Here is a 13090-nt window from a genome sequence, read left to right as displayed (position 1 = left end):
TTAGTTTAAATATTTAATTGTCAGAGATTTAAATATACTAAATTTTACCTTTTTGTACAATATTTTTAGCCTAAATTATTAATCGAGTTCAGGTTATAAGTAAACATCAATAAATTACTTTTCGCGTCACCACCATACCATTCTCCAAAGTAACCTTTACAATCAAAGCTTGCGTGTTAAGCACCACATCAGCCATTCGGATTTCATTGTTTTGAATAGTGGTTGTGTGGAGAATTGTTCTTCCCAGTAGATCATAAACAGCAACCTCTTTTAGTGGTTCGGCAAAAGATTTCACTACGAGTTCATTTTCAATCTTTGCTATTACGACCTTTTGTTCTAAACCTTCAAATCCACCATTATCCAAATCCGAAGCAAGATACCGCAGGACAAATCGTTCGTTAAAAGTTCCTGAAACGGTGGTGAAAGTATAATCCGAAGTCTTCAAATCATGCACAATATTCAATACGATATCTTCAAGATAAATGCCCTGCTGATCAAACAAACCGTCTAGATGATCGATGCTGATGGTATACGTTCCGGCGGTTCCAGTTTTATATCCCAATGGCACTTGATCTTGATTGTCAAAGGGCAGGGAACGACCTTGAATGGCAAGCATCACATCGTCCAATAAGGAATAAAGGGAAACGGAGTTGCTGCTGAATGTTTCGCCATCATACCCCCAATCCAAATCGTTCGTGGCATTTTCTATATAACCCACCAGCGTCTGCTTGAAGGCATTTTGTGGTCCCGTAAGGTTGAGCCAGATGCGGTGTTTTTCGGTACTGTTGCTTTGATCGGATGATTGAACAGCAGGTCTAAAAAACTGATTGTTTTGTCCTGCAACCCGCATGGAGTTGGTGAATAGGGCCAACCCTCCAGCTGGGCTTCCTTTGATGAAAAACGATTGTCCACTGGCGATATAGCCTGTGGGAACATTGCCTCCATTAGGGGAATTTTCTCCAGAACCAGTACCAACAGCTCCCGAAAGATTGTAAGTGGCATAATCGTCGGCATCATAATTATAGACTTCCCCCGAACCATTATTGGAAATGGCGGTCGAGTGGGTCCAGATGTAAATCGTCCCATCTACAATAGTGTTGTTTTGATATAAAAAATCGTCCACATAAAGTGCTGATGGATAGGGGTTCCCGATTAGGTTCCACTGATTTAAACCGCCTGCAATTGGAGTATTCACCACACCATTGTTGGGCTTGCCGATAAAATTTCCAGTAAAATTATTATAAGATGCCGGATCTTGAGGATCTGAGCCATAACTTTGTGGAGCCCTCACGATATAGCCTTTGCCGGGAAGCATGACCTGATTGCCGTTAGGAATGATGGACCATTCCTGCAAATCGGTATCCCAAGCATGGTATTTGTCAAACAAGGTTAGGGACGACAAACCCGGACGTGTTGGATTGGCAGGATCTTTTCCCAACAAAAATCCTGAATCTTCCGTAACTGGCGACGACCAATAGACATAATCATAGCGGTAAATAGGAGTGGTGATGCGTTCCGAAGTCAGCGTTCCTTGATTGAGTGCCTCATCTTCTACTTGAACCAGACTTGCGTTGTTTTTTAACACGAAAGAACCTCCTGCCGTGTTGATTTCATGGTTGAGGATCAGATTATGTCCTTCAGAAATAACCACATCGCCACTGACGATTTCAACCGAACAACCTTCCAAGGTTCCTGCATCGGAATTTGAATTATCAGAAGTGTAATCGCCATTAAAGATGATCTTGGTCTCTTCATTGGGCAATCCGTTGCTCCAAGCCACTCCGTTCCAGGTAGTGATAAACGGACAAAAACTGCCCTGATATTCAAAGGCTCCCATATCTGCCGAAAGGCCAATAATTCTATCGTTGCCGTCCAAATCGGTAGTGATAGTTGTTGGAATCACAGTGCTGTTTGCTGCATCAATCGCAAGGCTATTTCCTTGTAAGGCATAATTTCCTGATGTGGTAGGAGCGGCAGCTGCTAGGGTTGGAGCCACAAATTGCGGGTTGGTGGTCAAGCCATTTAAATTTCCATTGGCGGTGTTGGACAAACCTTGAATTAGGGAATAAGAAATAACGGGCGATCCCATTAATATGCCGATTCCTGCGTTTATGGATGCAGTATTTCCGAAGATGATGCAGTTGGTAATTACAGGATTTCCGTTATAAATTCTAATGCCACCCCCTTCGTGTAGAGCTCTGTTTCCACTTATAGTGCAATTGATAAACACAGGATTTCCAACCCGATTATAAACTCCAGCACCATAATCGCCATTATTGCCACTGATGACTGTATTGGTAAGTGTCGGATTTCCTAACTCATTATAAAACCCACTAGCATACATACCAGAGTTTCCACTGATGATGACATTGGAAATGGCAGGACTTCCTAAAGTATTCGACCAACCACCACCTTCATAATTCAAAACAGTGCCACCTCCGGCAACGTTACTTGTAGTGTTATTATTTGCGTTTGCTTTGGTAATCCTGAAACCATCAAATTTAAAAGTCTGGTCCACAGCTGTTCCATAGGTAACCACCACATGAAACGCATTGTCGTTATCAAGAGCAGGGTAGCCAATATTACCACTTAAAATGGTAGGGTGCTGTTTCCAATTCCTTGTTCCACCACCGCTCGGATATCCTCCTAATATTTCCAATCCGCCACGACGAAAAGTGAAAGATCGGTTTCTGACGGAGCTAGTTGTATTATTTAAATTAGTGGCATATTCAGGATAATACGTTCCTTCGGCCACATGGATTTCATTAACAGCTACGCATTTATCCGATGTTATAACAGCTTCTGCAAAGGAAGTATAAGCATTGACCCACGAAGTCCCATCGTTGTTTCCCGTAGCCGTTCCATCAACATAAAGGATGGTTGAAGTAGTAGTGTTGTCAGTTTCGTAGGCGCCCAAATCGACTGTTGTGTTTTGTATCCTCGGATTTCCTGCTAAATCAGTTGTTATGGCTGTTAAATCGGGCGTTTGTGCAGGATCAAAAACAGTATTTGTTCCTTCATTAAGCAACGGACTGCAGGACAACAGACGATAATCATTGTTTGCAACATTCATAAACAAAGGATCGAGGGTTCCCGAAAGATTGCCTTGAGCATCTGCTGTGGTAACGTTTTGTATGAGCGAGTTAAAACAATTAATCGTGGCTCCTGCAAGATTGCTGAGGTTGGTTTGCTCGGGAAGCGTTGTCTGGATTTGCGTATTGCCATACACAATTGAGTTTTGCAAAACCACTGCAGATTGTGCATAGTTGTTTCTTATTCCTCCCACACGGTCGGCAGTATTGTTGGCAATGGTTGTATTTATAATCTTTGGAGAAGAACTGAAATTATAGAGAGCTCCCCCCGATCGATTGGCTGTGTTTTTTGATATTAAGGAGTTGACGATAACAGGATTCGATACTCGGTTGTAAATACCACCACCTCTATCATCGGCTACATTATTGGTGATGATGAGGTTGATGAGCTGTGGCGAAGCATAGAAATTAAAGATGCCACCTCCAGCATCCAATACGTTTTCAGGATCAGAGGATTGGTTGGCCAAACCGTCCTTGATGGTAAAACCGTTTAGCATTGAAGCATTCGTCATCGGACTTGAAACCGTAAATTCATTCCGAATTACCGAGTTGTTGTTTCCTTTCAGGACAGTTACATTGCTTTTCCAGTTCCTTGCCTCAAGTGTGGTTTCAGTTCCTGCAAAACCACCGTAAATCTTTACCCCTTCCTTCATCCTAAAAAACTGATTCAAGGCTGTTTGATATTCCCCTTCGGCTACCCAAACTTCATCGCTAACGCAAGCGGCATTGATGCCCGATTGCAAATCAGTATAAGCATTTTCCCAAGAGCTTCCGTTATTGTTTCCAGTTGCATCGGCATCCACATAAACAATTTGCGTTTGCAGATGGTTGGCCTGGTATTCATAAGCACCGAGGTCAACCGTTTGATTGTTGAAGATTCTCGGACTTCCTGCCAGATCAATAGTAACGGCAGCGATGTCTGGAGTTTGTCCAGAAGCAAATGCTAAATTATTGCCGCTGTTGATCATCGGACTGCAACGTTGCAAGCGAAAATTATTGTTTGCAGGATTCACAAAAAGAGGATCGAGCGTTCCAGCAATATTTCCTTCTGCATCTGCTGTGGTAAGGTTTTGCACAAAAGTATGCTGATAGGTTATGGTAGCATTTCCAATATTGCTCAAATTTACATTCTCTGCATCGGTAGCCGTTTTGGTGTTTCCAAATACGATACAGTTTTTCATCACGACTTGAGAAGCAGTGCCATTGTTCCGGACACCACCAACTCTTTCAGAATGATTATGGGCTATCGTACAGTTGATGAGCTTGGCAGGAGATGAAAGATTATAAATACCGCCACCGGAATATTGCGAACTGTTTCGGGCTACAACTGTATTCACGATAGTTGGATTTGAAAAATTGTTGTAAATCCCACCGCCTCTGTCGTTCGCGTAATTATCAAATATAAAAAGATTAATTAGTTTCGGAGAGGCATATACGTTTATGATTCCTCCACCCGAATCGGCTATGTCCAATTGCTGTGCGGTATGGGGCGGATTTCCTTGGGTAATGGTAAAGCCATTCAAAACCGCAGTATCGTTCAACGGATTTGTATTCGTAAAGATATTCGTAACCACCCTTCTTACATTATCACCCGTAAGGATAGAACCTGTTGTTGCACTGGGCGAAATCCGTTGATTGCTTAAATCATCAATGCCATTATCAGGATCAAAACCTCCATATATTTCTAAATTGTTCCGCATCCTCAATCCGTCTCCAGTGGCCGAGTATGTTCCTTTGGCAACCCATATTTGCGTAATAGACAAGTCCGTTTGTGCTTCGGCGAAAGCCTCCGAAACCTCTCCCAAGGCATCGTTCCAGGAAGAGCCACTGCCTACGGCATCTTTCCTAACATACAAGATTCCATTCGCATCGGGTGTGATGCACGAAGAGCGAATTTGTGGTATCGTGGCACATCCCGCAGCATTGCCTGCTACATAGGAAAAGCCTGTAGGGTTTGCAAAAAACCGGCATATATTGGGAACATTGCAAACCGATAGATTCGGATTGGCTTCAAGGACAATGCTACTAAAACTCGGTGCAAAAACCACATTCTCCAATCCTGATATGTCATTTAGGTTATTGTTTAGATACAGGTCTATAAAAGTGCCTATACTCACCAGCGAACTGAGTCCGTCCAAATTGGTTAGGTTCGTGCCAATAATCTGAAGCCGACCGCCAATATGGGTAATGCCGTTCAAGCCGTCAAGTGAGGTGATATTGAGGCCCTGAATGATTACATCTCCCGTAATCTGTGTGCATTCAGGATAGTCGGTCGCAAAATTGTCAACCCCACTTTGCGAAAAGAGGTCCAGGTTGATTGGGCACTGTGCTGCAACAGGCAAATTCGTTAGGAACAGCAACCAAAGGAGCAAGGAAGGTATTGTCGTTTTCATACTAGCAAGATTTTAGAGGGCGTTCATCTAGCCATCATGCGATAAAGTTCCGCATTTCCAAACCCACTAAATAGTCCCAATAGACGAACGACATTTTAAATCGACAGACGAATAGCAATAAAAACAATCCACAAAAAAAGGAGCCGAAGCTCCTGTATATACAATCAGATTAAGTCTTTGAATCTTTCAATCCTCCCAACTTCCATCTTTCAATCCCTTAAAACCAAGGCCTCTTATTCTTCTGATAGATTTCATAAAAATCCCTGTCGCTTTTGGTAAGGTAAATGATACCCTCTACAAAAGAAATAAGGCTGATAGGGATTAGGATAAAAATCCCAACTACCAGGCAGGAGGTAGCAAAACCAATTAGTGACAATACCAGAAGGATAACCCCTTCATTAGTATATCCTAAAACAAATTTATGTATTCCCAAATATCCAAAAAGCAGTGCCATCAGCCCGGCCAAGACTTTCTTATTGTCCTGCATATATTCAGGACGTTGTTCATACGTCGGCTGGTTCCAGCTCTCGTTTCTTGAATTGTTGTTTTCTTCCATTTTTTAGTTTTTTGATTAATGAGGCATAAAAATAATAAAAAATACCAAAAACAGCTGGTTTATAAGTTCAAATGTTTAATTAGGGGTTAGTTTTTAGCGATCAGTGTTCGGTTTTCAATGAGCAATCCAATCTTCCTCCCAAAGCTTCGGGATTTTGATTGTGTCCATGAAGGGATTCTTGCGTTAAATGGGATTCCTTTGGTGCCTGGGGCTTATTGGATGATTGTCGGAGGATTTTCCGCCATTTCGTCATTGCGACGAAGGAAGCAATCTCCTAATCTAGCTCTATGTCATGCTCTGAAATTAATTACCGATGTTTTTAAGCCACCCCGTTCGCCGCGGCGAACACCTCCCGCAAAAAGGAGGGGAATTTGAGCAACTTGTGTTTTGGTTTTGGTATTTGATTTTACAGCACAGAGAGGCTCGTGTTCAATGTCATTAAGTTAAGAAAATAAAGACCCCGTTTTGTCCTTCCGAGGAACGAGGAATCGCAATAGATTTTCAATCTTGTCTTTCTTTGAGTTAGTTCCTAGTGAGTTCCCTCCTTCGTCGGGAGGACAAGATTGAGCTTAACTTAATGACATTGGGCTCGTGTTAGGTGAGGCTTCGCACAGCATTGGAATTGTTTAATGCTGATAGCACCTGCCATTTCCGTTTGTTGTCATCCGCTTGCAACGTGCTCCTTTCTTGGTTTTTCCAGAGCACTGAACTGAAGCACTGCTTTTGCTTTGGGTTTCCGTTGTAGTGTTTTCACTCCCTTCTGTTAAAGAAGTTTTGCTCGAAATAGTTCCAGGCTTGCAAACCTTACACGCCCCATAACCTCTTTCAAGAGCTTCTTCAATGGTGATACTTATAGACGATTTCCTCAAATGAGCACAAGTTTCCTTATGATACTTTTCGCCTGTTTTTGTGATATAGACTGTCTGCGAGAAAACAGTGGTGGTGGTAACTAGGAATACCAGTAAGAGTAGAAATTTTTTCATATTGGGGTTTTGGGTGTAGCGAAGATAGGGTTTTTATTTAATCATTTGATAATTAGGGGTAATGCATAAAAAAACTGCAAGGGTTGGGCTTGCAGTTTTGGTTTTTTGATTGTGTTTATGGGAAGGGATTAGCGGTAGCTTAGGGTACTATAACATAAAATATGAAAAATTAAATTTCAAATAATTCAGCAGGATTTATTTTAAATTGCAACATATTTGCAGTACTTCTTCCTCCATCACCACCTTTTCTTTGCATGCCAATTCTAGCAATTTTAAAATTACCTTGCTTGGTTATACTAACTTCTCCGTTTCCAAAATGATTTAGACAAAAATTCATAGGCTTCAAAATCCAGCGAGAATCTTCCTTTACTTTTTGTGCTACCAACATCCATTCAGCAGCAAATTGCCCTCTGCCTTTCAGAATGTCTGAAACAATTAAAGATTTATTTTTATCCAGCCATTTTAAGGCAATTTCTTGCTCTAACTCGCTGAATTCATTTGCAAACATTCTTCTTTTGTCTTTTGGGTTTTTGATAGTTGGAATTTCTTCTCCCGTATATCTTTTAAAAATTGAAATAATAGGAGCTGGCATATCCCACATCTCAATATATTTATCAACCCATCTTTTGTCAATTTGATTAAAACCTTTAGTGTTGCTTACTAGTTTTACTTGTAAATTTTGAGCATCAATTATGCTTTTCAGTTTAATACTTACTTGTACTTGAACGTCAGTTTTGTGTCCACTTAACTTTTCAGCTATAACAGATTCAATTTCATCTAAAATATAGTTCATGATTAAAAGCCATTTTTTAGCTTCTTCATCTGTTTGCCAATTATTAAACTTTACAACTATGTCATCTTCGTTTAAGAATCCATTTTTTGCAGTTTGCGAACCATGAAGTTGTAGTTTATTCATTTTCCTTAAGTATTTTTTCTATTTCAAGAATTATATTTTGTAAAACGTTTATTGAAACACTATTACCAAACTGTTTATAGGATTGCCCATCAGCATCATTTAGTATAAAATCATCAGGAAATCCTTGAACTCTAGCACATTCTCTTGGAGATAATTTTCGGATTTTGCCATTTATCAGATAGAGCCCAGTTTTTGAACCTACACCACCACCATGTGCTGAAAGTGTGATTGCATGTCCTAATGAATGATATATTCTTTCTCCTTGTCCTCCTTTATTTACCTTTCCAATCTGGATAGGCTTGTTCAATAATTCTAATTCACCAAACAATGAATTTTCAATTTTGTAAGTTTTATATATTTCAATATCATCTCTCAAAATTATTTTTGCGTTTTTTGGTTCTTCTTCAAGAATATGTTCTAAACAAACACGTTCATTAGTTGGAGTAGGAAATTTGAAATTTTTTGAATTGATTTTACTGTTATTGAAAGCAACTATATAAATTCTTTCTCTATTTTGCGGTAAACCAAAATGACTTGCATTAAAAACTTTAGTAAAAACTGAATAATTCAAATTCTCCAAGGTTTTCACAATCGTGGCTAGCGTTTTACCGTCATCGTGCTTTACTAAATTTTTAACGTTTTCAAGAAATAGAACTTTCGGATGATGATAATTTGCAATTCTAGCAATATCGAAAAATAAAGTTCCTCTTGTGTCTTCAAAGCCCTTCCTTTTACCGGAAATCGAAAATGCCTGGCAAGGAAACCCACCACAAAGAATATCATGGTTGGGTATATCTATTTCATTTATTTGCGTTATGTCTCCTTTTGGCTCAATTTTAAAATTGATTTTATATGTTTCAGTGGCATATTTATCCCATTCAGAAGAAAAAACACAAGTTGCTCCAAACGAAGACAAGGCATAATGAAAGCCGCCTATTCCCGCAAATAAGTCAATAAATTTATATTTACTTAAGCTGTTAGTTTTTGACTTTGGAATATCTATCATTGAACTAAATTTTTAAAATCAATGAATTTTTTCGTTTCGGTGTAACAATGATTGAGGTAAAAATTATTTGTTGTTGTCGGGGTAAGCTTTTTTAAGTCTAATTTTCCACAATAATATATTTTTTCAAATTTAGGCTGGTACATAAAATAAATCGTTTTTTCTAGTTTTAAGTCAACTTCTGGAACTGTGCCTGATGGGAAGAAAATCAATTGATATTTTTCACCATCAATATTCAAGATTTTCAAACCCTTGTCTTTTACTAAATTTACTTCACTGCCAATGCCAAGTTTTCTACAAGCAAGCGTTATGATATTTGCCTCTAATTTAGTTTCTTTAATATGTTTAAAATCAGGTAAATCTAGTGCTGCGTAAATATTCTTTTGATTCATAGACTCTGCTAATTCTTGGTCAAATTTTTTTAATTCATAAACATAAATTTCACAAACTTTAAATTCTTTCATTACAGGAATTACCATTGATAAATATAATTGTTCTACTCTCATTTCAGGGGTTGTATGTATGACAAAACTACAACATTAATTTATTTTTTGAGAGATACCTAGAACATCATTTCCAAATTTCCTTACTTACGACACTCCTAAATCTTGATGGCAATGAATTCCGACAACCTCGGAAATGCCTCCGACAACTTTAAATATAAAAAAGCAAAAAGCTCCTATCACTAGAGGCTTTCTTTATACAATAAGGACAGTAACCACAATAAGCTCTTGCCTATTGCCTATTTGCCTTTTGCCTCCACTTCCAAAATCTTATCCACAATAACCTGAGCCAATTTAGCATGGCTTTCAAACGTCCATCCCGCAATATGTGGAGTCAAGATCACATTATCCGCCTGAATCAGGTATTGAAAAGCCGACGGCATTTCGCCATCGGTAAACAAATGTTCAAAGGATAATTTCTCGTATTCCAAAACGTCCAATCCGGCACCCAGTATCTTGCCCAGTTGCAAAGCCGAAACCAAATCATCCGTTACCACGCTTTTGCCCCTTGCGGTATTGATCAGCCAGAATGCCTTTGCGAACGATTCGATAAAAGGAATGTTCACCATACGGTCGGTTTCGGGTGTCCACGGAATATGAAGGCTGAGTACGTCTGTTTTTTGTTGCAATTCTTCTAATGAAACCTGCCTTGCATTTTCATCGCCTATATTTTCCTTGATGTCATAACACAAAACTTCTACCTCAAAACCGCGTAGCTTTTTGGCGAAAGCCTTTCCCATATTCCCATAACCAATGATGCCAACGGTCTTGCCATCGAGTTCATGACCGCGGTTGCTTTCCCTCGACCATTTCCCTGATTTTACTTCGGCATTGGCCTTGTTGAGGTTGTTGAACAACGACAATAGCATTCCCAAAGCGTGTTCGGCTACGGCATTACGGTTTCCTTCGGGAGCGGCAATGAGGTGAATGCCTTTTGCTGTGGCATACTCACAATCGATGCTCTCCAAACCGGCACCAACACGGGCAATAAACTTTAGGTTCGTCGCCTTGTCCAGAAACTGTCTGTCGATCTTGAAACGGCTTCTTATTACGATGCCATCATAGTCGTGTATCTTGGCTTCCACTTCTTGTTTGCTTGAAGTGAAATCATCTTCATTGAGATGTCCGGCTTCTTCGAGTTGGGCTTTTAGTAAAGGATGATTGCCATCGATGTGCAGTATTCGCATCATATTGTGTTTTTTAGTAGGAACTCAAGGAGCGTAAAATTACATTTTTTTTACACTGAGATTACACTTATACTACATTTTAGCCCTTTAAAATGTAGTTTTCTACATTCAATGTAATAATAAATGTAGCAAATCGTTTTTAAGTTATCTTAGACAAATAAATCCCTAAACAACCATCAATCATGAAAATTAGTAGAGTAGTAGCCGTTTTAATGCTTGTTGCACTTTCGTCCTGCGAAAAAAACACTGTGTACGACAAATTTGAAAGGAATTTCGAAGAGCAACGTTGGCAAAAAACAGATGTAAGGACGTATGAGTTTGAAATTACCCAAGGTGCAACTAATTATAACATGGACATACATTTTGCCCATATCTTTGGCTATCAATTTCCGTCAGTTCTTTTACTAGTTACGATTGAAAACCCTGATAAAACGGTTACAACCAAAAACATTACCCTCGAAATAACGGATAAAAACGGAAAAGATAATGGCGATTGTGCAGGAGACATCTGCGATTTATATGTAAATGTTTTCGAAAATCTCCCACTAGAAGTTGGAAAATATAAAGTAACGATCAGTCATAACTTTCAAGGCGAATACCTTCCGAACATCCTCGGATTTGGGATAGAGGTCTATGCTTCGATCGACTAATCAAAAACGAATTATTCTCCCCTTCTAAAGTAAAGAATCATTTCCTGGGCTTGAATTTGAAGTTCGGTATTGCTCAACATCATGATCTGACCGGGAATGTCTTCTTGAATATGATTACTTGGTGCAGCTATATCCGACTCGGAATTTTGATAAAGCGTTCGTCCGTTTTCAGAGAGTTTGTAGTTTCCTTTAGCGATAGTTTCGCCTTTTTTGTTGATGAACTTCCCGTCCTTTTCGAAACAAATGATCGTTCCAAGTGCCTCCATACTTATTTCATCTGAATCTTCGACTTCCTTGGTGAAGATCACCTGTCGGACTTCCCAACAACCTAGAATGAGTTGTTTATTGTCGGTTTGGGCAGTTGCAATTGAACAACAAAAGAGGCTGAACAAGACGGATAGGAGGGTTGGAGTATTTTTCAAAATTGTAGGTTTTAAGTTTGCAATAATGTTCCATCGCAAAAGTAAGAAAAAAAGAAAGGCCTCGGGGTTATGCATCCTGAGACCTTTTCTACATCATTATTTTAAATTTTTTAGCTCAACGCTTTTTCCAAATCGGCAAGCAAGTCGTCGATGTCTTCCACACCAACACTCAATCGAACCAAATCATCACTGATTCCGATTTCTTTTCGCTTGTCTTCCGGAATGGAAGCGTGTGTCATCAAGGCCGGATGATTCGCCAATGATTCAACACCACCTAAAGATTCCGCCAACGTGAATACTTCTAATTTTTCTAGGAAGGAAACGGCATCTTCTTTTTTGCCTGACGTAAAAGTGAACGAAACCATTCCGCCAAAACCTTTCATTTGCTTCTTCGCCAATTCATGAAACGGATGGCTTTTTAGTCCAGGATAATAAACAGTTTTTATCTTAGGATGATTTTCTAGGAAGGCAGCTACTTTTTCTCCATTCTCGCAATGTCTCTGCATTCTCAAGTGAAGGGTTTTGATACCTCTCAATACCAAGAAACTGTCCATTGGTCCTAGTGTAGCTCCTGTGGCAAATTGTTGGAAATGCAATTGTTCGCCCAGTTTTTCATCCTTAACGATCAACGCTCCCGCGATAACATCAGAGTGTCCTCCTAAATATTTAGTAGCAGAGTGCATCACAATATCAGCACCCAAATCCAAAGGTTTTTGAAGGTATGGTGTTGCGAAAGTATTGTCAACCGCAAAAAGCAGGTTGTGCTTTTTAGTGATTTTAGCAATGGCTTCGATGTCGGCCAATTTCATTAGCGGATTGGTTGGCGTTTCTACCCAAACCAATTTGGTGTTTTCGTTGATTAGGGATTGGAATTTCTCCAAATCATTCATATCTACAAAGTGAAACTTGATTCCAGAATTCCCATAAATACGGGTAAACATTCTGTAGGTTCCTCCATACAAATCGTCCATGGCAATGATTTCGTCGCCGGCTTTAAACGAACGTAAAACGCAATCTGTAGCCGCCAAACCTGATGAAAAAGCCAGACCGCGTGTTCCGTTTTCGATGCTTGCGAAAGCATTTTCTAAAGCAGAACGTGTTGGGTTTGCCGCACGGCTGTATTCGTAGTTTTCGTTGAGGGGTTTTCCCGGACTTGTCTGAACGAATGTAGAAGTTTGATAAACAGGAGGCATCACAGCTCCCGTACTTGGATCATGATGTTGACCACCATGTATAACTTTTGTATTAAATTTCATATAGTTGGTTTTGTTTTTAAAGAGTAAAGTGAATGCCAGAATATTGTGGCAATTTCATATCGTTTTTCTTCAATTTTATAAATAATGCAACAAATTTACCGTTTAATTTTGTGTAAGCCAATTTTGAAT

10 protein-coding genes are annotated in these 13090 nt (G+C 39.5%); 1 reads left to right on the top strand and 9 read right to left on the bottom strand.

The features are described from left to right. Window positions 1-106 precede the first annotated feature (106 nt). The 7 genes from J2X31_RS14835 to J2X31_RS14805 form a co-directional block, all read right to left on the bottom strand. Window positions 107-5485 (bottom strand): RemA C-terminal-like gliding motility protein, encoded by a 5379-nt coding sequence (locus J2X31_RS14835; RefSeq protein WP_310027699.1) that lies wholly within the window; start codon window positions 5483-5485, stop codon window positions 107-109. Window positions 5486-5702: 217 nt separating this feature from the next. Continuing rightward, window positions 5703-6041 carry a TM2 domain-containing protein gene (locus J2X31_RS14830; RefSeq protein WP_310027698.1) on the bottom strand — a complete coding sequence of 113 codons (339 nt, stop codon included), beginning with the start codon at window positions 6039-6041 and terminating at the stop codon, window positions 5703-5705. A 626-nt stretch (window positions 6042-6667) separates the two neighbouring features. Beyond that, window positions 6668-7024, bottom strand: a complete 357-nt coding sequence (locus tag J2X31_RS14825) for a hypothetical protein (protein WP_310027697.1) — start codon at window positions 7022-7024, stop codon at window positions 6668-6670. 169 nt (window positions 7025-7193) lie between these two features. After that, entirely contained in the window at window positions 7194-7940 is a 747-nt protein-coding gene (locus J2X31_RS14820; protein WP_310027695.1) for a PDDEXK family nuclease, read from the bottom strand. Beyond that, a complete protein-coding gene (dcm, locus tag J2X31_RS14815) occupies window positions 7933-8946 on the bottom strand; it encodes a DNA (cytosine-5-)-methyltransferase (protein WP_310027694.1) in 1014 nt (337 codons plus the stop codon). The genes J2X31_RS14820 and dcm overlap by 8 nt, the downstream gene beginning before the upstream one ends. Continuing rightward, on the bottom strand, window positions 8943-9449 hold the full coding sequence (locus J2X31_RS14810) for a hypothetical protein (protein ID WP_310027693.1): 507 nt from the start codon (window positions 9447-9449) through the stop codon (window positions 8943-8945). The genes dcm and J2X31_RS14810 overlap by 4 nt, the downstream gene beginning before the upstream one ends. A 236-nt stretch (window positions 9450-9685) precedes the next feature. After that, window positions 9686-10633 carry a 2-hydroxyacid dehydrogenase gene (locus J2X31_RS14805; RefSeq protein ID WP_310027707.1) on the bottom strand — a complete coding sequence of 316 codons (948 nt, stop codon included), beginning with the start codon at window positions 10631-10633 and terminating at the stop codon, window positions 9686-9688. Window positions 10634-10815: 182 nt separating this feature from the next. On the opposite strand from J2X31_RS14805, the gene J2X31_RS14800 reads away from it, so the two are divergent. Further along, window positions 10816-11283, top strand: coding sequence for a gliding motility lipoprotein GldH family protein (locus J2X31_RS14800; protein ID WP_310027692.1), 468 nt, complete (start codon window positions 10816-10818; stop codon window positions 11281-11283). 11 nt (window positions 11284-11294) lie between these two features. Here J2X31_RS14800 and J2X31_RS14795 read toward each other — a convergent pair whose 3' ends face one another. Together J2X31_RS14795 and J2X31_RS14790 are read right to left on the bottom strand one after the other, a co-directional pair. Continuing rightward, window positions 11295-11705, bottom strand: a complete 411-nt coding sequence (locus tag J2X31_RS14795) for a hypothetical protein (RefSeq protein WP_310027690.1) — start codon at window positions 11703-11705, stop codon at window positions 11295-11297. A 110-nt stretch (window positions 11706-11815) separates the two neighbouring features. Next, complete coding sequence (locus J2X31_RS14790) at window positions 11816-13000, bottom strand: cystathionine gamma-synthase (protein ID WP_310027706.1); 1185 nt, start codon at window positions 12998-13000, stop codon at window positions 11816-11818. Window positions 13001-13090 lie beyond the last annotated feature (90 nt).

The sequence above is a fragment of the Flavobacterium arsenatis genome, from assembly GCF_031456785.1.
Classification (GTDB): domain Bacteria; phylum Bacteroidota; class Bacteroidia; order Flavobacteriales; family Flavobacteriaceae; genus Flavobacterium; species Flavobacterium arsenatis.
This window is presented reverse-complemented; position numbering and strand designations above follow the sequence as displayed.

Coding starts and splice junctions, on each gene's coding strand:
- J2X31_RS14835 (WP_310027699.1), bottom strand. CDS start 5,485: ATGAAAACGACAATACCTTCCTTGCTCCTTTGGTTGCTGTTCCTAACG.
- J2X31_RS14830 (WP_310027698.1), bottom strand. CDS start 6,041: ATGGAAGAAAACAACAATTCAAGAAACGAGAGCTGGAACCAGCCGACG.
- J2X31_RS14825 (WP_310027697.1), bottom strand. CDS start 7,024: ATGAAAAAATTTCTACTCTTACTGGTATTCCTAGTTACCACCACCACT.
- J2X31_RS14820 (WP_310027695.1), bottom strand. CDS start 7,940: ATGAATAAACTACAACTTCATGGTTCGCAAACTGCAAAAAATGGATTC.
- dcm (WP_310027694.1), bottom strand. CDS start 8,946: ATGATAGATATTCCAAAGTCAAAAACTAACAGCTTAAGTAAATATAAA.
- J2X31_RS14810 (WP_310027693.1), bottom strand. CDS start 9,449: ATGAGAGTAGAACAATTATATTTATCAATGGTAATTCCTGTAATGAAA.
- J2X31_RS14805 (WP_310027707.1), bottom strand. CDS start 10,633: ATGCGAATACTGCACATCGATGGCAATCATCCTTTACTAAAAGCCCAA.
- J2X31_RS14800 (WP_310027692.1), top strand. CDS start 10,816: ATGAAAATTAGTAGAGTAGTAGCCGTTTTAATGCTTGTTGCACTTTCG.